Source organism: Yoonia rosea (assembly GCF_900156505.1).
GTDB classification, from domain to species: domain Bacteria; phylum Pseudomonadota; class Alphaproteobacteria; order Rhodobacterales; family Rhodobacteraceae; genus Yoonia; species Yoonia rosea.
Window position 1 is genome coordinate 401908 of sequence record NZ_FTPR01000002.1, and the last position, 20134, is coordinate 422041.

Genomic DNA, 20134 nt, shown 5'->3' on the forward strand with positions numbered 1-20134 from the left:
GCAAATGGACCTTTGGCATGCGTATCGCCTGCGATGGAAGCGGCGGCGGTTACTGTTTCGCATTTGGCGCAAACGCCATGAGATTGCGGCGGCCGTAAACCGTACAGACCTGATCGGGCCGGAAGCGATCCTTTGCTTTGCGACGGTCCGGAATGAAATCGTCCGCCTGCCATATTTTCTGAAGCATTACCGCAAACTTGGCGTCGACCACTTTCTGATCGTCGATAATGGCAGCGATGACGGAACGGCCGAGTATCTGGCGCAGCAGCCTGATGTGTCAGTCTGGACAACCACGCAGAGCTATCGTCTTGCCCGTTTCGGTATGGATTGGCTGGGGTGGCTGCTATGGCAGTACGGCAATCGCCATTGGTGTCTGACTGTCGATGCGGATGAACTCTTGATCTATCCAGATCATGAATCCCGCGATCTGAAAGCACTGACAACATGGCTGGATGGACAGGGCCACGCCTCTTTTGGCGCATTGATGCTGGACCTCTACCCCGAAGGACCGCTTGAGGACGCGCCCTATGTGCCTGGCGACGATCCGACCAAGACTTTGGCATGGTTTGACGCCGACAATTATCGCCATCAGGTGCACCATTATTACGGCAACCTGTGGATACAGGGCGGTGTCCGTGACCGCGTATTCTTTGCAAACGAACCTGCGCGCGCACCAACGTTGAATAAAACGCCACTGGTGCGTTGGTCGTGGCGCTATGCCTATGTCAGCTCAACCCATCAGATATTGCCGACCCGCCTGCACGATGTTTTTGATTTTGAAGGCAACAGCAAAGCGAGCGGCGCCTTGCTCCATACCAAGTTCCTGCCGATGATCGGGGCGAAGTCTGCGGAAGAGCTGGAACGGGGACAGCATTTTCAGAACACAGCACTTTATCAGGATTATCATCTGCACCTGACCGAAAATCCTGATTTCTGGTATGAAGGGTCTTGTCGGTATGGCGGTGACGCGCAACTGGTCGCACTCGGGCTGATGTCAAAGGGGCGCTGGGTCTGATATGCAGGCGGGAACAAACCGGAATAGGGCGCAGTCGTTTTGAGCATTTTGACGTCATATCGTTTGCGGTGGAAGCGGAAACGCCTGCGCATGCGTGCGTTGCGCAAGGGGCGGGAACTTGTCGCGGTGACGGACCGCACGAAGGAAATAGCCCCCGATGATGTCTTGCTTTTCTGCACCTTCCGGAACGAAGACATCCGGCTGCCATTCTTCTTTGAATATTACCGCAAGCTCGGGATTGCTCATTTCCTGATGATCGACAACGGCAGCGAGGACGCAGGAAGCGATTTCGCCCGTGAACAGCCTGATGTGTCTTTGTGGCGCACCGATGCCCCTTACGGCGAAGCGCGCTACGGCGTTGACTGGCTAACCTATCTGCAAGGCAAATACGCGCATGGGCATTGGGCGCTGACGGTCGATGTGGATGAATTCTTTGTCTATCCGTTCTGCGACACACGGCCTATTCGCGCCTTGGCCGACTGGCTGGACGCATCTGATGTGCGGTCTTTTGGGGCGATGTTACTGGATATGTATCCCAAAGGACCCGTGGGGCAGACGACGTATCGGCGCGGGGATAATCCGTTTCAAACCGCCAACTGGTTTGATCCGGGCAATTATTTTATGACCAAGAACAAGCTGCTGCGAAACCTTTGGATTCAGGGCGGTCCGCGTGCACGCAGTTTCTTTGCCAGCAAGCCCAGGCAGGCGCCCGCGCTGAATAAAATACCATTTGTGAAATGGCGCAGGCCCTATGCCTATGTCAGCTCGACCCATATGATGCTGCCGCGCGGATTGAACCTTGTTTACGATCAGCAGGGTGGGGAAAAAACCTCCGGTATCTTGCTGCACGCAAAATTCCTGAACACCTTTGGCGATCGTGCCGTCGAAGAGGCCGCGCGCGCCGAGCACTATAAGGGCGGACGCGAGTATAAAACTTATGCAGAACGGCATGGTGCCGACCCGGATTTGTGGTGCCAATGGAGCGAGCAATATATCAACTGGCGACAACTTGAGGTGCTGGGCCTGATGTCCAAGGGGAACTGGGCATGAGCTTGGGTGTCATCATGCTTGTCCATACGGCCTTTGACCGTGCCGAACAGATGGTGCGCCATTGGGCCGGTGCGGGTTGTCCCGTTGTTGTTCATGTCGACAGCAATGTGCCATCACAGACCTATGACCGCTTTGTCGGGTCTTTGGCGGACCTGCCTGATGTTCGGTTTTGCGCACGGCACCGCTGCGAATGGGGTACGTGGGGGTTGGTGGCCGCATCCCAAGAAGCCGCAACGCTCTTGCTCGAAGAATTTCCCGAACTGCGGCATGTGTTTCTGGCCTCAGGTGCCTGCCTCCCGTTGCGCCCGATTGCAGAACTGCAGCACTACCTGAATACGCACCCCGACACTGACTTTATCGAAAGCGCGACAACGGCTGATGTGCCCTGGACGGTTGGCGGGCTTGACCGCGAACGCTTTACCCTGCGGTTCCCGTTTGCATGGAAAAAGCGCCGGAAGCTCTTTGATGCTTTTGTGAAGGTACAGCAGGCAGTCGGGTATAAACGCCGCATTCCAGAGGGTGTCGTACCCCATATGGGTTCACAGTGGTGGTGCCTGACACGGCAGACGCTTGACGCGATCTTGCGCGACCCAAACCGTGCGACCTACGATGCCTACTTCCGTAAGGTCTGGATTCCTGATGAAAGCTACTACCAGACACTTGCGCGGCTCCATGCCCGCAAGATCGAAAGCCGGTCGCTGACCTTGGCAAAGTTTGATTTTCAGGGCAAACCGCACATCTTTTTTGATGATCACGTTGAACTCTTGCAGCGCTCCAAATGCTTTGTGGCGCGGAAAATCTGGCGCGACGCCGATCTTTTGTTCACTACGTTTCCTGCATCGGAAGATCCCCTGCGCCAAGCAGAAGAGCCCAATTCAGGAACAGTGGACCGCGTCTTTGCACAGGCCGTTGACCGGCGTACCTTGGGGCGGCAGGGCCTTTTTATGCAAAGCCGTTTCCCGAGCATCGACCGCCAAACCAGCATTGCAGCGGCCCCTTATGCAGTTTTGCAGGGCTTTGATGATATCTTCCCCGATTTCCAGTCATGGCTGACACAGCAAACGGGTGCTGTGGTGCACGGGCATCTCTATGCAAAAGACCGTGCGCATTTTGCGGATGAGGCCGAGGTTTACCGCGGCTGCATATCGGATAATGCGCGGCTGCGCGACTACAACGGTAAAATGTTCCTCAGCAATCTGATCTGGAATGGCCGTGACCGACACCACTGTTTTCAGTTCGGCCCTGCCGATACCCAAGACATTAGATGGACCTTGGCGAAAGACACACAGGCCAGCATCTGGGTGGTGTCAGGGGCCTGGTCGATCCCGCTTTTCTGCTCTGGCCGCTCGGCGAGCGAGGTGCGGGCAGAGGCGGCGCGCCTGCAACGCATCGAGGACAAATTTCTCAAGGTGCTGCGATCCCCTGTCGCGCGGGCGCGGATCAAGATTATGACGCTGGCCCAGTTTATCGAAGCGCCAATGGTGGTGCTGCAAACGATTATTGACGAAATCGCGGGGCACCGTGGCCTTGCCATTAAAGAGGCCCCCAGAATGCGCGATTTAGCGGGTCTGCCGGATTATCTCCAAGAGCTGAAGAATCAGGGCATGCACCCGTTCCTGACGGGTGATATTACTGTCGGCATCGCGCCTGCCGCCAAACCGGTGGTGCGGCGCAAACCCTATGTGATCAGCGGAAAATGAGCAGGTTTGATTATTTCATTTTGCTGGCGGAAATGCGGACGGGGTCCAATCTTCTGGAAGCCAACATCAATATGCTTGACGGCGTCACCTGTCACGGTGAGGCGTTTAACCCGTCTTTTGTAGGCTACCCCAAGATTGACGCTCTGCTTGGCATCGACAGGGATGCCCGCGAAAAAGATCCCTTTGCCTTGCTCGGGAAGATCAGGGAAAGCGACACTTTGGCGGGCTTTCGCTTTTTTCACGACCATGATCCGCGCATTCTGAATACCTGTATTGAGGATCAGCGCTGTGCGAAAATCATCCTGACACGCAATCCGCTGGATAGCTTTGTCAGCTGGAAAATCGCGCAGGCTACGGGGCAGTGGAAACTGACAAATGCCACGCATTCGAAATCAACGTCCATCACATTCGATCCGGCTGCGTTTGAGGCACATCTTGAAGCAATTCAGAGCTTTCAAGTGCGGATCCAAAGGGCGCTGCAAACCAGTGGTCAAGCCGCGTTTTACATCAATTATAACGACCTGCGCGATCTGGACGTACTGAACGGGTTGGCGCAATTTCTTGGCTGCGATGCGCGGTTGTCGAATGTGAACAAAAAGCTCAAAAAGCAAAACCCTGAGCCTCTTGAGGAACGGGTAAGTAACTATGATGAGATGACATCTGCTTTGGCGCGCCTCGATCGCTTTGATCTGGGGCGGACCCCGCATTTTGAACCGAGCCGTGGCCCTGCCATCCCGTCTTATGTGGCTGCACCGCAATCGGGTGTTTTATATATGCCGTTGCGGTCTGGTCCGGACAAAGCTGTGCGGCAATGGCTGGCCGATCTGGACAATGCGCAGCCTAAGGCGTTGATCCGGAAGTTCACGCAAAAGTCGCTGCGGATGTGGCAGGAAACCCATGAAACACACCGCAGCTTTGCGGTGTTGCGGCATCCGCTTGCGCGTGCACATGCCGCGTTTTGTGACCGGATCCTGCTTGATGGTTCGCAGTCTCTGCCGGAAATTCGCGCGAACCTGATCAGGGTGCATAAGCTTGCGCTGCCCCAGACGGCGCCAGACCTTGCTGATACCAGTGCCTATTCGGACGCGGATCACCGGCGTGCCTTTGCAGGTTTTCTGGATTTCCTCAAAACAAACCTCGCCGGACAGACGAGCATTCGCGTTGATCCTTCATGGGCCAGCCAACTAACGCTTTTGCAAGGCATGGCGCAATTCGCCTTGCCAGATCACATCCTGCGCGAGGAAACTTTGGCCAAAGACCTTGGCTTTGTGGCGCGGCAGGTCGGTTTGGCGCAATCACCGAAGCTGGGGGACACGGCGCATCGGTGGGAAGGGCGACTCGCGGCGATCTATGATCCCGTGCTCGAAGCCGCAGCGCGCGACGCATATGCGCGCGACTATGCGGCTTTCGGGTTCGAAAACTGGCGCTAGGCTGCCTGCGTCGATTCCACGGCAGTCAGGATTGTGTGCAGGGTATTGGCGTCTTGATTGGCGCGCAATTTCGCGCAAATCGACGTGTTGCGCAGTGTGCGTGACACCAATGCCAGCGCCTTGAGGTGTTCGACGCCTGCATCTTCGGGAGCGATCAACGCAAAAACAAGATCAACAGGCTGACGGTCAACCGCATCAAAATCCAATGGTTTTTCAAGACGCAGGAACAAGCCGAATACACCCTTGGCTTCGGCCATGCGCGCATGAGGCAGCGCGATGCCTTGGCCCACACCTGTTGGCCCAAGGTTTTCGCGATCCATCAAAGCTTCGATGATGCTGGACGCGCTGATACCATAGCTGGCCTCGGCAAGTTCGCCCAGATCATGGAAGAGACGCTTCTTGCTAGTGCAAGATGAAATAGACTTTACAGCACTCGCCTTCAGAATATCGCCAAGTTGCATTGATTGCGTCTCTCAATTGATATGTTGGTTTAACCCGAATTTCGCGGGTCGATCCATCCGATGTTTCCGTCGTCCCGCCGATAAACGACGTTCACTCCGTTATGTTTCTCGTTCCGGAACACCAGTACCGGAGCACTGGCTATTTCCATCTGCATGACTGCCTCACCGACAGACAATGAAGGGATTTTCGTCTCCATCTCGGCAACGATCATTGCATTGAACGAGTCTTGTCCATCCTCATCAGACTCTTCTCTTGATTCGAGGATATATGATCCGGCGTCCGAAAGTTCAACAGGCTGTGATCGTTCCTTGTGGTGATCCTTCAGGCGGCGTTTATAGCGCCGCAGTTGTTTGTCCATTTTCTCGGCGCTTGCGTCAAAAGCGGCGTAAATCTCGTTTGCTTTACCTGTCGCCTGCGCGTTGAGACCGGTTGAAAGATGCACCACGGATTCACAGACATATTCGTGGCCTGATTTCGAAAACACGACATAGGCCTCAGTCGGGCGTCCGGCATACTTACTCAGAATTTCTGCCAACTCGGTCTGCACATGAGTTTGTAAGGCTGCACCAATGTCGATTTGTTTTCCACTGATTTGGTAACGCATCGTATCTCCTTTATTGGATCATAACAGAACGAGGATCTTCACCGATTTATCGGCAAAGCAAAGCAATGTTATATGAGTGGATCACGATAACACCCCGTTATCATTAAACTTATCCACAGTATTCGGCGGTCGGCCGACATACATGCGGGGAAAGAAAACGGGTTTGTCATCCCCTCTATTTGGCGATGAATCGTGGCCAGTTGTCAATGATGCAAAGATTAACGGCGCAAAAGAATCAGTTTACGCGGAAGTTGTTCCCCAGATAGACGCGGCGGACGTTTTCGTCCTTGATCACCTCTTGGGTCGTGCCGCTCATCAGGACTTTGCCATCGTGCAGGATATAAGCGCGATCGACGATCTGAAGCGTTTCCTGCACGTTGTGGTCCGTAATCAAAACACCGATACCGCGGTTCTTGAGGTCTGCCACCAGATGCCGGATTTCGGCGACTGCAATCGGGTCAACGCCTGCAAAAGGTTCATCCAGCAGAACGTATTTGGGCCCGGCGGCAAGGCAGCGCGCGATCTCGACCCGCCGGCGTTCGCCGCCCGAAAGTGCCATCGCCGAGGCGCGGCGCAGGTGTTCGATCGAGAATTCGGACAAGAGTTCTTCCAGCCGCTCTCTGCGGCGGTGTTTGTCGGGAACCGCGATTTCAAGGATCGACATGATGTTATCCTCGACCGACATGCCGCGAAAGATCGACATTTCCTGCGGCAGATACCCGATCCCAAGCTGGGCGCGGCGGTACATCGGCAAGGTCGTCACATCACGGCCATCAATGATCACGCGGCCGCCCTCGGGGGTAACCAACCCTGCAATTGAATAAAAGCAGGTCGTCTTGCCTGAACCATTCGGCCCAAGCAACGCCACCACTTCACCCCGCCCAAGATCAATACTGACATCGCGTATCACAGGGCGCTTGCGATAGCTTTTGCGCAGATTGACGATATGCAGCCCGACGTCGCCTTCCTTGATGCTGAGTTGCGGCGCATCAGGCATCAGTTATCACCTTGTTGCAGAACGGTGCGCACGCGCCCTTCCATTGTGGCGGTGCCATCCGTGACGTTGATTGTCATCTGACCCGCCGAAATTGCGCTTGGCCCCTGCGTCAGCAGCACATCACCTGTCATCACCAAAAGGCCGCTGGCGATATCATAATCGGCCTGCTGCGCTTCTGCGGCTTCATCGGCGGTCACAAAAGTCACGCCTCCAGATGCCAGAAGGCGCGCGATTTCCGACGTATTTGCGCCATAGATCACCTCGACCCGGCCCGCTGTCAGGCGCAGATCGCCCTGCACAATCATCACGTTTCCATCAAATACGGCAGAGCCGTTGGCCTGATCAATCGAAAGACTGTCGGCGGTCACTTCGACAGCTGCGCTTGTATCAACCTCCATGCCGCCCAGATTGATGTTGGTCTGGGCATGGGCCGCCAGCGGCAACATGAATGAAAGAGCTGCGCAAAATGCGATCTTTTTCAGCATAGATGCAGTGTCCTTCATCACGGTGTTTGGGGGTTATATAGCAGGCGAACGCCGTCAGTGAACAGTATCTCCTGCGCTTTGCCGTCCATGGCCGACTGAAAAGTGACTTTTCCGGCAGTCAGGTCCCCGAATGGAGCGCGGATTTCTAATAGGCCGTCCGACGTAATGCGCCCCGTTTCAAGCTCGGCGATTAATCCGTTGGTTTCCATTTGATACCCGTCCGATGTGATCAGTCGGGCAAGGCCAAGAAAACGCGCAATTTGGCCGCGTCCGTCAACCTCGCCCTCAGTCGCTGTCACCTCAACGTTGCTGCCATCGGCGTTGTCCATGCGCAGACGCATATCATTGATGCTCATGGTGTCGGGGCGGTCCGTATCGGGTCGCGCTGTTGCTGCGGATACAACGATCACGGCGCCATCGTCGGTCACACCGGAAAACTCTGGCGCAGAGACGCGCTGTTCGCGGGCAATCGCCTCGACTTTTGCGACGGTAAAGTCGTCCTGACCCGGTGTTGAGCGCGCAAAGAGGAACAATGTCGATAGCAGCGCCAAAGCCCCAAGCGGGAGGACGATCTTGGCCCATCCTACAAGCTGGGAATAGAGATGTTCGGAAAGAGCCAAGGCTAAACAATCCCGGCGCGCAGGCAGTCATGAATATGCAGGAATCCTGACACTTGACCGTGACCATCGGGATCAACCGCGAAAAGACAGGTGATCTTTTTGGCGTTCATTATGGCCACAGCCTCTTCTGCCAGTGCGGCGGGCGCGACTGTCGCAGGGTGCGCGGTCATGACTTCACCCGCGGTATGATCCAGCAAGCCCGTCATATGGCGCCGCAGGTCCCCGTCTGTGACGATCCCGATCAGGCGCTTGTCGCGATCCACAACACCAACAACGCCGAACCCTTTTTGGCTGATCTCCAAAAGCGCGTCGCTCATCGGGGTTTCTGCCGCGACCAGAGGGACAGTGCTATCAACATGCATCAGGTCCGAGACCTTGGACAATTGCGCGCCCAGTTTGCCACCGGGGTGGAATTCACGGAAGTTTTCCGGTGTGAAATCGCGGTGCTCCATCAACGCAACAGCCAGGGCATCGCCCAGCGCAAGCGTCATGGTGGTAGATGTTGTGGGCACCACGCCGGTACCGCAGGCCTCTTTCAGCGCGGGCAAAACGACGGCGACATCGGCGCGTTGCAAGAGTGTGCTTTCCGGCCTGCTGGCGACGCCGATCATCGGGATGCCAAAGCGCCGCGTATAGGCGACAAGATCGGCGAGTTCGGGGGTTTCACCTGAATTGGACAGCACCAGAACAACATCGCCGCGTGTCATCATGCCCAGATCACCGTGGCTTGCCTCGGCGGGGTGTACGAAATGTGCGGGTGTTCCGGTGCTGGCGAAGGTTGCGGCGATCTTGCGGGCGATATGCCCTGATTTCCCCATGCCTGAGACGATCACGCGCCCCTTGGCATTCAACAAAAGCGCAACGGCCTCGCCAAAGCTCTCGCTCAACCCGTCGGCCAGAATGGTCAGCGCATCCGCCTCTTGCGTGATAACGCGCCGCGCTGTGGCAAGGAATTTCTGATGATCGGCCATCAGTGCGAAAAGATGTCGAGTTCGGGCCAACCCGACAAGTCAAGTCTGGCACGTGTTGGCAGAAAATCGAAACAGGCCTGCGCGATTTCGGTGCGCCCTTCACGGGCCAGCAGGATATCGAATTTTTCCTTCAGTTGGTGCAGGTAAAGAACATCAGAAGCTGCATAATCCAGTTGCGCGTCCGTCAAGACCGGCGCGCCCCAATCGCTTTGCTGTTGGTGCTTGGAAATGTCGACGCCAACCATATCCTGCAACAAGATCTTAAGCCCGTGGCGATCTGTATAGGTACGCACCAGCTTTGAGGCGATTTTGGTGCAATAAACAGGGGCCGCCAAAGCGCCGAAGGCATTCAAAAGGGCGGCGATGTCAAAGCGGCCAAAGTGGAAAAGTTTGAGCACATCAGGGTTTTCCAGCATTGCACAGAGATTTGGTGCAGCGGTCTGACCAGGGGTGACCTGCACAAGATGGCAATTCCCGTCACCGCCGGACATCTGGATCAGGCACAGCCGGTCGCGATGCGGGTTCAACCCCATGGTTTCGCAGTCAATTGCGACAATCGGGCCCAGATCAAGCCCGTCCGGCAGATCATTCTTGTAAAGGTGGTTGGCCATGTATTGCCCTTTTCTGGTCAGCCTGTTGAGGGTCAAATACGGATTGTGCGGCTATTCCTCAAGGGCTTCATGCGATACGCGCGATATCCGGCCCTGCTTTCAGCGTTCTTTTGGCATTGGCAGAAAGCCAAGTGGTAAACTCTTTGGGCGGCATGGGTCTTCCAAAGCCATAGCCTTGTCCAACATTGCACCCACGCTCCTTCAGATGTGCCGCTTGGGCGTCTTCCTCAACACCTTCGGCAATAACATGCAGCCCAAGTTCGGCGGCAAGTGCCAGGATAGCGCGCACCACACTGTCTGCTGCGTGATCCGGAAGGGGGGCGATCAGCGACCGGTCAAGTTTGATCCCCGCCAATGGCAGCTGCGTCAACTTTGAAAGCGACGCATAGCCGGTTCCGAAATCGTCAAGTTCAAGTGCGATACCGCATTCTGCAAGACTGTCGATGTTGATCGACGCGAGATCATCCTTGCCGTTGATCAACGTCGTCTCAAGTACTTCGATAACCACTTGATCCGCTTCAAGCCCGGAAAGCTGGACCGCGCGCAAAAACCGCTCAATGAGATAAGGGTCTGAAATCGTATCCGGCGCGGCGTTCAATGAGATAACGGGCCGCCAAACATCGGCATCTTGCCAACCGCGTGCCAAGTCCATGGCGGATTTCCAGACAGCGTGGTCCAGATCAATCATCAGGCCGGCACGTTCAGCGGCAGGCAAGAAAATGTCAGGGGTCAGCAGGCCACGGGTGGGATGCCGCCAGCGCACCAATACCTCGGCACCATGCAACCGCCCATCGGCAAGCCGCACTTGTGGTTGAAACCAAGGTTCTATTTCGCCGTTTCGGATTGCATCCGTCAGGTCCAGTTGCAGCTTTTGCATAGACCCAATGTCATCCCGCACATGCTGTTGAAAGGCCTGAGCTTTCTTGCCGCCAGAATTCTTGGCGAACTGAAGTGCGATCTCTGCATCTGCTAGCAGGTCATTCGCTTGACGGCTGCTGTCGTCAATTGCCACGTGTCCGATGCTCGCATTAATCGGAATGCGCCGCCCTGATATCTCGAAGGGTTCATTCAGTAATGCGAAGATCCGTTTGATCAGATACTCGCTTGCTTCGTTGGAGATGAGAACGAATTCGTCGCCTCCGACATGTGCAACGAGATGCTCAGAATCGACACAGCTTTTTAAAGCATTGCCCACAGCGATCAAAAGCGCGTCACCATAATCGTGACCGATTGTGTCGTTGATCGACTTAAAGCCATCAAGACCGACGAGCAGTAGGCTCCATGCATCCGTTCGTTTGTCAAACTTGATACCGTCAAGATATTCGATCAAAGAGCGGCGGTTCGGCAAACCGGTCAACGGGTCATGCCGCACAATATGTTCAAGCTGCGCATTCATTTTCTTCAGCTTCTCTTGGGATGTGCGCAGCTCGTTGGTGGTCTTTCGCATGGACTTTAAGCTGGAAACCACGGACATCTGCGCAGGTCGAAAGATGAAAAGCGCTTCTGCAAGCAAGACAAGACCAGATGCCAGAAGCATGGCTTTCTGTTGGATCTGGAAGCGGGTTGCCTCGGCCTTGAACCTTGCGCTGATGACGCGTGACACTTCAAGCAGATTTTCGTGTAGGCCGCTTTGCTGATAAACATATTTGAGGCGAAGGTTCAGACCGAAGCGCCGATCAGGAGGCGCCGCTGCAAAGTCTTTGGCGACAGCCAGGAACGATATCGTTTTCTGATGCAGGTGCTGGGTTGTGTCGACAAGGTTGTCGTCAAAAAGATGCCAGCTGGGTTGTGATGCGCGCAAGTCGGCATAGACGGCTTCAAAATTCAGCACGGCATTATCGAATTCGGCAAGATCCGCAGCATTGGCGCCAACCAATCCGTCGGAAATCGCGATGATGTCTTGGGCGGCCAGAACTTGACCATTGCTGCGTTTGATGGCCTGCGCCGCTAAAAGGCCCCGATCGACCATCGCACGGTTCTGGACATAGCTGAAGATGATGAGACACAGGACAATAATGAGCGCTAGGCAGTAGTGCGCCCATAGCCTCTCGGGCTTGCGTAATAAGAAGGGCCGCCTGACTACCTCAAGCGGATTGGATTTCCAGCGCATTTTTCATCCCTGCAGCGTTGTCTGCTGAGTATGCGCCGAGAGTCCTTAAGCAAGCGTTGCGCTTTTTAATCAAACGAGAGAGCGGCCGCCAGTCTGTGATAGAGCGCGGTATAGTCGTCGCGCACTGCAACAGGCGGGCGCAACTTGATCTGAAGGCTTCCTGCCAATCCAGGATCCTGTTTTCCAAAGTATTTATCTGCTTCGGCCTGTGTGAACCCGGCGATCTGGATCGCCTCGAGCCAAGCAGAGAGTTTATCGGCTTTCTTGATCTGCCTCTTGACTGCGACAGGAATTTGCGCGGGCAGGCCGAACCGAAGATGTATCGCTGCAGTCAAGCGGTCATCCAGAAGACCGTAATCCGGACCAACAGCCGCTTTGACCGGGCTGATCATATCACCAATGACGTATTCTGGTGCATCGTGCAGCAGAGCCGCCAACTGCCACTTCACCGGTGCTTTGGGTTGCTGGCGCATGAAGATTTCAGTGACCAAGAGCGAATGTTCGGCCACTGAATAGGCAAAGTCGCCTTTTGTCTGTCCATTCCAGCGCGCCACAAAGGCAAGACCATGGGCGATATCCTCAATCTCGATATCAACAGGTGTCGGATCCAGAAGATCGAGCCTGCGTCCTGACAACATACGCTGCCATGCGCGGGGTTGGGCTTTGGGCATAGTGGCTCCTTGGTTCAGCAACTTCTGACATACTGGGGTGTCTGCAAATCGTAAACCATGGTGTGGTTTGCATAGCCTGTCTTGGCATGAACTTTCCTGCCTTTAAGTGTTCATAAGTGATTGTCACTTAGGCGCGACACTGCTGCCATTGTCGCAGAGGAAAACCCCTGCTATCAGCGCTTCAAATTGATTAACGCCCGCCGAGGAGGCAGTAATGAAAGATTATATTGTCAAGGACATCGCCCTTGCAGAATTTGGCCGCAAAGAGCTTGATATTGCGGAAACAGAAATGCCGGGTCTGATGGCGCTGCGCGAAGAGTATGGCGACAAGAAGCCTCTCAAAGGTGCGCGTATTGTGGGGTCGCTCCACATGACGATCCAGACTGCGGTTCTGATCGAAACACTGGTTGAGCTGGGTGCCGACGTGCGCTGGGCGTCATGCAACATCTTTTCAACCCAGGATCACGCTGCCGCGGCAATTGCGGCGGGTGGCACACCGGTTTTCGCGATCAAAGGGCAGTCGCTGGAAGAGCATTGGGACTATCTGGATAAGTCCTTCATGTTCCCGGAAGGCGCCAACATGATCCTTGATGATGGCGGCGACGCCACGCTCTATGTTCTGCTGGGCGCACGTGCCGAAGCGGGCGAAGAGATCATCCCTGTCCCCCAGTCCGAAGAAGAAGCGGTGATCAAGGCACAGATCGCCAAACGTATGGCGGCCAGCCCAGGCTGGTTCACCAAAACGCGCGACGCGATCAAGGGCGTGTCCGAGGAAACGACAACCGGTGTTCACCGCCTTTATGATCTGCACAAGAACGGCCAGTTGCCTTTCCCTGCGATCAACGTGAACGACAGTGTGACCAAGTCGAAGTTCGACAACAAATACGGCTGTAAGGAATCACTGGTTGACGGTATCCGCCGCGCCACTGACACGATGATGGCCGGTAAGGTTGCCGTTGTCTGTGGTTACGGGGATGTGGGCAAAGGCTCTGCCGCGTCATTGGCCGGTGCCGGTGCCCGCGTGAAGGTGACGGAAGTTGACCCGATCTGCGCACTGCAGGCCGCAATGGACGGTTTTGAAGTCGTTGTGCTTGAGGATGTGCTGGACAGCGCAGACATCTTTATCACCACAACCGGCAACAAAGACGTGATCCGCATCGAGCACATGCGCGAGATGAAGGATATGGCGATCGTCGGCAACATCGGCCACTTCGACAATGAAATTCAGGTCGCGGCGCTGAAGAACCACAAGTGGACGAACATCAAAGAACAGGTCGACATGATCGAGATGCCATCAGGCAACCGTCTGATCCTGCTTTCCGAGGGCCGTTTGTTGAACCTTGGTAATGCCACGGGCCACCCGTCTTTCGTGATGTCCGCGTCCTTTACCAATCAGGTGCTGGCGCAGATGGAGCTTTGGAACAATGGCGACGCCTACGAAGTTGGCGTGCACATCCTGCCCAAGCGTCTTGATGAAAAGGTCGCACGTCTGCACCTTGCACGGATCGGTGTGAAACTGACCGAGTTGAAGAAAGATCAGGCGGATTACATCGGCGTCACCGTCGAAGGCCCGTTCAAGCCCGAACACTACCGGTACTAACCCTTTATGCGGCATGCCAAACGTCAGCAGATGGCGCAGCAGGCCGCGCAAAGGCAGGTCAAAAAGAAACAACGCAGTTGGGCCCTGATCAGCGGTCTAGCTGCGTTTTTCTTTGCGGGGGCGCTGGCCTTTGGCGGGTATCAGGTGCTGGTCCATCCCGAGACACCCTTGCCGCGTGCTTGGAACCCAACGGTGCCATTGCGCATCAGCGATCCGGTGACGCCGCTCACAGGATGGAAACTCAATCGTGCAGCAGCGGATCAGGCGCAATGCCTTGCAGCCTTGGACGGTTTCGCCAGCTTGCAACCGCTTGCTCCGCTCGAGGAGAGTGATCAGTGCTTTATCCGCGACCGCGTTGATCTGCGGGGCGTGGGGGACGCACGGGTGGTCCCGATTGAAACGCGTTGCGCGATCGCCTTGCGGCTGGCGATGTGGGAAACGCATAGCGTACAGCCCGCGGCCGCAGAATTTCTGCAAACATCGGTCTCCGCCATTGACCATATCGGCAGCTACAATTGTCGCACAATCCGCACTGGAAATGGTTCGTCCACGCGGATGAGCACGCATGCGACTGCGGATGCAATTGATATTGCGGGGTTTCAACTGGCCGATGGTAGGCGGGTCAGGCTGTTGACGGATTGGGAACCACCCGGCCGCAAGGGTGATTTCCTGCGCGCAGTGCGGGATGGCGCGTGCGACTGGTTCAGCCTGACGCTTTCACCTGACTACAACCGCCTGCATGCGGGTCACTTTCATCTGCAATCGCGCGGATGGGGCCTTTGCCGCTAACAAAAATGGCGCGAGGTGACCCTCGCGCCGATCTTTGGAATATTCTGTGAAGTTTGCTTAAAAGCTGAAGCCAACGCGCAGACGCAGTGTGGTGACATCCACCTCAAGGTCGTCATCGTCAAAGTTGTGGAACAGGACTTCGCTACCGATCAAGAGGCTTTCGGACAGCTTCATGTCATAGCCTGCCCCCACAAGAACGCCGCGACCGTCATTGACTTCATTCGATGTCGCGCCGACGGCACCAACCACACCATAAGCAAGACCGTTGCCAATGGGCGCGCCGACGCGGGCCTTCAAGCGTGCTGTGCTTTCAACCTTCACGGCGCCGTCCGCGATTTCGTAATCTGTGCCGTCCAGATCAAATTCACCGCCATAGACGATATTGCCCATTTGATAGTTATAGCCTGCAAAGAAACCAACGGATGAGCCGTCGCCTTCGAGTTCGGCATCAGCCGCTTTGACTGTGGCTTCAATGTCGGCACCACCGACGGTGAGACCGCCATAGGCGCCAGTCCAATCCTGGGCTTGTGCCATAGCTGGTGCCAATGCGACTGCAGTGACGATAAGTAACTTGTTTACTGACATAGTTGCGTCCTTGTTGTGTTAGGGTTCCAAAGTTTTGGTGCAACAGTCACGTAAAGATCCGGGATCAAGTTTCAGCGCTCACACCGCTGTGACTACATGTGATCAGGCGGTCTCGCAGCGATACGGTGGTAAAACCCCGCCGACCGCAGGCTTTTTTCTTTACCAAAGCGACGCAGACCCGTTAACTTACGCGCACGGCGGCAAATATGACCGTTTATTTAGAAACAAAAAACAACACCGGGGACATTCTCATGGGTAAAAGAGACGATTTGATTGCGAAGTATGCGGATGATTTGAAAAACAAATGTGGCATGACGCCAGATATGGACCTTTTGACAAAGGTAACGATCGGCTGCGGTCCCGCAATCTACAATGCTGATGCCTCGACTGTTGCTGGTAGCCAGCCTGCCGAACTGGAAACGGTCAAGAACAACTTCCTGGTGAAGAAACTCGGCCTGAAAGACAGCCCCGAGCTTGATGCGGCCATCGCCTCTGTCCTCAATACCTATGGCCAGTCCGAGCGCAACAAATACCGTGCCGTGGTCTATTATATGCTGACCAAACACTTCGGCAAAGAAGCTGTCTACGGCTAAAGAACACTGTTTTTCGACACAAAACGCCCGCCGATTCGGCGGGCGTTCTGCGTTCAGCTGTCGCATATCAGGCTGATTTGAAACGTTTTTGAAGCGCTAATTTGTTGCGTGGCGCTGTGATCAAACGCTAAGTCCATATGTAGGCCAGAACGGCCGAACCGGAATCAGTTGCGTGTGGTGGATGTGGAGCACGCGGGGTGAAAGAGGGTTCGGCATCTGTCGGACCCTCTTTTTGTGTGATCCCTAAGCCTGTGTTTCACCTAAAGCGCAGATGATTTGCCATTCATCTTCACTCACGGGTTGGACAGACAGGCGCGAGTTATTCACGAGCACCATGTCTTTCAGGCGCGGGTCCGCCTTGATCGTTTCGAGCGTCACAGGTTTTTTGAACGGGCGCAGGGCTTTCACATCAACGCAGTCCCAGCGTGGGTCCTCCGTGGTCGTATCGGGATGCGCCTCTGCGCAGACTTCGACAATCCCCACAATCTCGAGCCCGGTGCGCGAGTGGTAGAAAAACCCTTTCTCGCCCAGTTTCATGGCGCGCATGTTGTTGCGCGCCTGATAGTTGCGCACACCGTCCCATTGCTCGCCGGTATCGCCTTTGGCCACCTGCGCATCCCAGCCCCAGACATCGGGTTCGGATTTGAAGAGCCAATACGCCATCAGCCGATCACCTTTTTCCACGCGCGCAATGTGACCGCTTCGAACAGTCCCGCTTTGGCGTAGGGGTCGTTGTCCGCCCAGGCCTGCGCCGCCGCCAGATCTTCAACATCCAGCACGATCAGCGACCCGCACATTTGTCCGTCGTCATCCAACACAGGACCGGCCATTTCAACAACGCCGGTTTCGGCGATATAGGCCAAATGGGCCTCGCGGTTGTCCATGCGGGTTTGCAGGGCACCGGGTTTGTCTTTTGTCATCAGGGCAAAGCGCATTTATTCTTCCTTTAACGGGCGTGAGAGAAGTGTGTTCAGGGCGGTCGCGACGTCTGTTTTGCCTTCGGTCAAATCGGCCACAACAGCGCAGATCGGCATATCAATTCCAAGCTCTTGTGCCAATTGCCGCACCGCGCGGGCCGTGGCGACACCTTCGACAGTCGTGGTCAGGTCAAAATCGGTACCGGACCCTAGCGCCAGCCCGTAACGGTAGTTCCGCGACTGGTCCGAGGTGCAGGTCAGCACCAGATCACCGAAACCGGATAACCCTGCCAACGTGTCTGGCTGCGCGCCCAAGGCCAGCGCAAGGCGCTGCATTTCGGGGAACCCGCGGGTGATGAGCGCCGCGCGTGCGCTTTCGCCCAGCTTTGCGCCGATCGCCACGCCCGAGGCAATCGCCATGACGTTCTTCAAGGCACCACCCAATTCCGCGCCAATAGTGTCTGTTGTGCGGTAAAGGCGGATACTCGTGGTCGAGAGGGCTGTCTGTAGCATGGCCCCCAATGCGTCGTCAGCACAGGCCAAAGTCAGCGCCGTGGGCAGGCCGCGCGCGATATCTGCGGCAAAGCTGGGACCGGTTAACATGGCCGCCTGCGCATGCGGTACCAGATCGCGGATCGTGCTGGCGGGGCCGGTCATGCGTTGCAGGTCGATGCCCTTGCAGCATGCGACAAGGGTCTTGCCCGTAAGTGCCTCAACATTGGCCGTCAGAAATGCGGGCAGCGTTTGCGCGGGGATTGCGATCAGGATTGTGTCGCAGGCAAAAAGCGGCTCTAACGCGGCGGAAAAGGTCATATTTTGGGGGAGGGTGACCCCAGGGAGCTTCGGGTTCTCGCGTGTTTCCTGCATCTGCGTCACGCGCTCAGCATCACGTGCCCAAAGATGGATTGTGTTTCCATCCAAGGCCAATGCGACGCCCAAAGCGGTCCCGAACGCGCCAGCGCCTGCAATCCCGATTTTCATGCCTTCGCCCCCTTCTTGCCCGAGCCTAGCATCGGGGCCGCACGTTTATCCAACGGCCAACGGGGCCGTGCCGAAAGCGTCAGGTCGTCTTGTTCGCCGGCCTGCATACGTTCCAGCCCCGCATAGGCGATCATTGCTGCATTATCGGTGCATAGCCGGAGTGGTGGTGCGACAAAATCAGTCTCTAACTCTACGCAAAGCGCCATCAAACCCTCTCGCACAGCAGTGTTTGCTGCGACACCACCGGCAATCGCAAAAGCGGGTTTTTCAGGGTTCAGTGCCAGATAGGCGTCAAGCGCGCGACGGGACTTTTCAATCAGCACGTCGGTGATTGCCGCCTGAAAGCTCGCGCTCAGATCGGCCTGATCCTGCGATGTCAGCCCGCCTTTTTCAGCGACAACACTGTCACGTGCGCGCAGGATTGCTGTCTTCAGGCCAGAGAACGACATATCGCATCCGGGCTGGTTCAACAGCGGGCGGGGCAGCGGAAAGCGCTGCGCATCACCGGTCTTTGCGGCCTTCTCCACTGATGGCCCACCGGGTTGCGGCAATCCCAGCAGCCGCGCCGTCTTGTCAAAAGCTTCGCCGGGAGCGTCGTCAATGGTGCCGCCGATCCGCTGAAAGCTGTCGTGGCCTGCGGCGATCAGGAATTGACAGTGCCCGCCCGAGACAAGCAACATCAGATAAGGATAGGTCAGCTGATCTGTCAGGCGCGGGGTCAGGGCGTGACCTGCCAGATGGTTCACGCCAATCAAAGGCAAACCTGTCGCGGCGGACAATCCCTTGGCGCACATCACACCGGACAGCACCCCGCCAATCAGGCCGGGACCGGCCGTGACGGCAATGGCGTCGAGATCTGCGAATGTAACACCCGCCACTGCCAGAGCTTCTTCAATACAGTGATCCAGCTTTTCCGCATGTGCCCTTGCGGCAATTTCCGGCACCACGCCGCCAAATTCCGCATGCAGCGCCGTTTGCCCGTAAACGACCGAGGCCAGCACATCGCAATCCCGCACGACCGCCGCCGCCGTATCATCGCAGCTGCTTTCAATGCCAAGGATCGTCAAAGAGCGTGTCATAGCGCTTCCGGTTGCGTGTTGCCCTGTCGCAGGTAACACTGCCGGAACGCGCAAACAATGGTGCAGCATGACCGCAACAATGATCCTGACCCGCCCAGAGGTCCAGAGCGACAGCTTTGCGGCTGAGGTTCTCGCGCGCTGGTCGGGCCCGCTAGAGGTGGTGATTTCACCTTTGCTGCGGATCGTCCCGCTGACCCCAGGGATCGATTCCTTTGACGCGGTGATCTTTACGTCGGCCCATGGGGTCGAAGCTGCCGAACGGCTGAATATTCGAAAAGGAATCCCTGCGTGGTGCGTGGGCGAAAAGACCGGTGCCTTGGCACAAGAGGCCGGTTTTGTGCCGCATATCGGGCCAGGTGATGCGGATGGGTTGATTGCCAGCATTATTGCGGCACGGCCGAATGGCCGCCTTGTGCATCTGCGTGGCAAACATACGCGGGGAGCGGTCAAGGATCAGTTGCGCGCGGCAGGGTTGGATTGCGCGGATGTCATTGTCTACGATCAGCAATCCCAGATGCTGAATAATGATGCAAAACGCGCGCTTGATGCGCAGGAACCGGTCATTTTCCCCCTGTTTTCCCCGCGCACAGCCACCATATTGCGCGAGCAGGGGCCTTTTTTCGCGCCTGTGCATGTGATTGCGCTAAGTCAAGCCGTGGCCGAGGCTTTCGGTTACGGATCAACGCGGCAGATAACGGTGGCAAAGCACCCCGATATGCCCGCGATGCTGGATGCAACGCTGGATGCGCTGGATGCGCACTCTGGTCAGAGGGCATAGACAGGCGCTTTGCTTGAGGGTCCTGCGGATGCAAGATAGTCTAAAGCCTATCTGTCTATATGACGGGTGAGGCTCTGAAGGGATGA

Annotated in this window: 22 protein-coding genes; 8 read left to right on the forward strand and 14 right to left on the reverse strand. The window is 56.2% G+C overall.

What is annotated here, in order from left to right; genetic code table 11:
- The first annotated feature begins 4 nt into the window (after positions 1-4).
- The 4 genes from B0B09_RS13175 to B0B09_RS13190 all read left to right on the forward strand — a co-directional run bounded on the left by B0B09_RS13175 (position 5) and on the right by B0B09_RS13190 (position 5195).
- Complete coding sequence (locus tag B0B09_RS13175; RefSeq protein ID WP_076660427.1) at positions 5-1015, forward strand: glycosyltransferase family 2 protein; 1011 nt, start codon at positions 5-7, stop codon at positions 1013-1015.
- Positions 1016-1105: 90 nt separating this feature from the next.
- Positions 1106-2065, forward strand: a complete 960-nt coding sequence (locus tag B0B09_RS13180) for a glycosyltransferase family 2 protein (protein WP_207552161.1) — start codon at positions 1106-1108, stop codon at positions 2063-2065.
- Complete coding sequence (locus tag B0B09_RS13185) at positions 2062-3765, forward strand: DUF5927 domain-containing protein (protein ID WP_076660429.1); 1704 nt, start codon at positions 2062-2064, stop codon at positions 3763-3765. Before B0B09_RS13180 ends, B0B09_RS13185 begins: the two co-directional genes overlap by 4 nt.
- The gene (locus B0B09_RS13190; RefSeq protein ID WP_076660431.1) at positions 3762-5195 is read left to right on the forward strand and encodes a sulfotransferase family 2 domain-containing protein; all 1434 of its coding nucleotides are present in this window, start codon (positions 3762-3764) and stop codon (positions 5193-5195) included. Before B0B09_RS13185 ends, B0B09_RS13190 begins: the two co-directional genes overlap by 4 nt.
- Here the strand turns inward: B0B09_RS13190 and B0B09_RS13195 are convergent.
- From B0B09_RS13195 to B0B09_RS13235, 9 genes are all read right to left on the reverse strand, one after another.
- A complete protein-coding gene (locus B0B09_RS13195) occupies positions 5192-5656 on the reverse strand; it encodes a PTS sugar transporter subunit IIA (protein ID WP_076660433.1) in 465 nt (154 codons plus the stop codon). The two genes, B0B09_RS13190 and B0B09_RS13195, sit on opposite strands and share 4 nt — an antisense overlap.
- Positions 5657-5685: 29 nt before the next feature.
- A complete protein-coding gene (hpf, locus tag B0B09_RS13200; protein ID WP_055295366.1) occupies positions 5686-6261 on the reverse strand; it encodes a ribosome hibernation-promoting factor, HPF/YfiA family in 576 nt (191 codons plus the stop codon).
- 235 nt (positions 6262-6496) lie between these two features.
- Entirely contained in the window at positions 6497-7258 is a 762-nt protein-coding gene (gene lptB / locus B0B09_RS13205; protein WP_055295367.1) for an LPS export ABC transporter ATP-binding protein, read from the reverse strand.
- Positions 7258-7743 carry an LptA/OstA family protein gene (locus tag B0B09_RS13210; protein WP_076660435.1) on the reverse strand — a complete coding sequence of 162 codons (486 nt, stop codon included), beginning with the start codon at positions 7741-7743 and terminating at the stop codon, positions 7258-7260. The genes lptB and B0B09_RS13210 overlap by 1 nt, the downstream gene beginning before the upstream one ends.
- Positions 7744-7760: 17 nt before the next feature.
- Positions 7761-8363 (reverse strand): hypothetical protein, encoded by a 603-nt coding sequence (locus B0B09_RS13215; protein WP_055295371.1) that lies wholly within the window; start codon positions 8361-8363, stop codon positions 7761-7763.
- A gap of 2 nt (positions 8364-8365) precedes the next feature.
- On the reverse strand, positions 8366-9334 hold the full coding sequence (locus B0B09_RS13220) for a KpsF/GutQ family sugar-phosphate isomerase (protein WP_076660437.1): 969 nt from the start codon (positions 9332-9334) through the stop codon (positions 8366-8368).
- Positions 9334-9945, reverse strand: a complete 612-nt coding sequence (locus tag B0B09_RS13225) for a ribonuclease D (protein ID WP_076660440.1) — start codon at positions 9943-9945, stop codon at positions 9334-9336. Before B0B09_RS13225 ends, B0B09_RS13220 begins: the two co-directional genes overlap by 1 nt.
- A gap of 67 nt (positions 9946-10012) precedes the next feature.
- Positions 10013-12055 carry a putative bifunctional diguanylate cyclase/phosphodiesterase gene (locus B0B09_RS13230; RefSeq protein WP_076660442.1) on the reverse strand — a complete coding sequence of 681 codons (2043 nt, stop codon included), beginning with the start codon at positions 12053-12055 and terminating at the stop codon, positions 10013-10015.
- Between the two features lie 65 nt (positions 12056-12120).
- Positions 12121-12693: an HD domain-containing protein gene (locus B0B09_RS13235; protein ID WP_076660671.1), complete on the reverse strand. Its 573-nt coding sequence runs from the start codon at positions 12691-12693 to the stop codon at positions 12121-12123.
- 247 nt (positions 12694-12940) lie between these two features.
- On the opposite strand from B0B09_RS13235, the gene ahcY reads away from it, so the two are divergent.
- Together ahcY and B0B09_RS13245 are read left to right on the forward strand one after the other, a co-directional pair.
- Positions 12941-14326 (forward strand): adenosylhomocysteinase, encoded by a 1386-nt coding sequence (gene ahcY / locus B0B09_RS13240; protein ID WP_055295379.1) that lies wholly within the window; start codon positions 12941-12943, stop codon positions 14324-14326.
- 30 nt (positions 14327-14356) lie between these two features.
- The gene (locus B0B09_RS13245; protein ID WP_076660672.1) at positions 14357-15115 is read left to right on the forward strand and encodes an extensin-like domain-containing protein; all 759 of its coding nucleotides are present in this window, start codon (positions 14357-14359) and stop codon (positions 15113-15115) included.
- 57 nt (positions 15116-15172) lie between these two features.
- Here B0B09_RS13245 and B0B09_RS13250 read toward each other — a convergent pair whose 3' ends face one another.
- Positions 15173-15700, reverse strand: coding sequence for an outer membrane protein (locus B0B09_RS13250; protein WP_076660444.1), 528 nt, complete (start codon positions 15698-15700; stop codon positions 15173-15175).
- A 251-nt stretch (positions 15701-15951) separates the two neighbouring features.
- On the opposite strand from B0B09_RS13250, the gene B0B09_RS13255 reads away from it, so the two are divergent.
- Positions 15952-16293: a DUF2853 family protein gene (locus B0B09_RS13255; protein ID WP_076660673.1), complete on the forward strand. Its 342-nt coding sequence runs from the start codon at positions 15952-15954 to the stop codon at positions 16291-16293.
- A 243-nt stretch (positions 16294-16536) separates the two neighbouring features.
- Here B0B09_RS13255 and B0B09_RS13260 read toward each other — a convergent pair whose 3' ends face one another.
- From B0B09_RS13260 to tsaD, 4 genes are read right to left on the reverse strand one after another with little or no spacing between them, the layout of a single operon-like run.
- Positions 16537-16956 carry an EVE domain-containing protein gene (locus B0B09_RS13260; RefSeq protein ID WP_076660446.1) on the reverse strand — a complete coding sequence of 140 codons (420 nt, stop codon included), beginning with the start codon at positions 16954-16956 and terminating at the stop codon, positions 16537-16539.
- On the reverse strand, positions 16956-17228 hold the full coding sequence (locus tag B0B09_RS13265) for a YciI family protein (protein ID WP_055295386.1): 273 nt from the start codon (positions 17226-17228) through the stop codon (positions 16956-16958). The genes B0B09_RS13260 and B0B09_RS13265 overlap by 1 nt, the downstream gene beginning before the upstream one ends.
- Positions 17229-18191 carry an NAD(P)H-dependent glycerol-3-phosphate dehydrogenase gene (locus B0B09_RS13270; protein ID WP_076660447.1) on the reverse strand — a complete coding sequence of 321 codons (963 nt, stop codon included), beginning with the start codon at positions 18189-18191 and terminating at the stop codon, positions 17229-17231.
- Positions 18188-19270, reverse strand: coding sequence for a tRNA (adenosine(37)-N6)-threonylcarbamoyltransferase complex transferase subunit TsaD (gene tsaD, locus B0B09_RS13275; RefSeq protein ID WP_076660449.1), 1083 nt, complete (start codon positions 19268-19270; stop codon positions 18188-18190). Before tsaD ends, B0B09_RS13270 begins: the two co-directional genes overlap by 4 nt.
- Positions 19271-19337: 67 nt before the next feature.
- On the opposite strand from tsaD, the gene B0B09_RS13280 reads away from it, so the two are divergent.
- A complete protein-coding gene (locus B0B09_RS13280) occupies positions 19338-20048 on the forward strand; it encodes a uroporphyrinogen-III synthase (RefSeq protein ID WP_084190843.1) in 711 nt (236 codons plus the stop codon).
- Positions 20049-20134 lie beyond the last annotated feature (86 nt).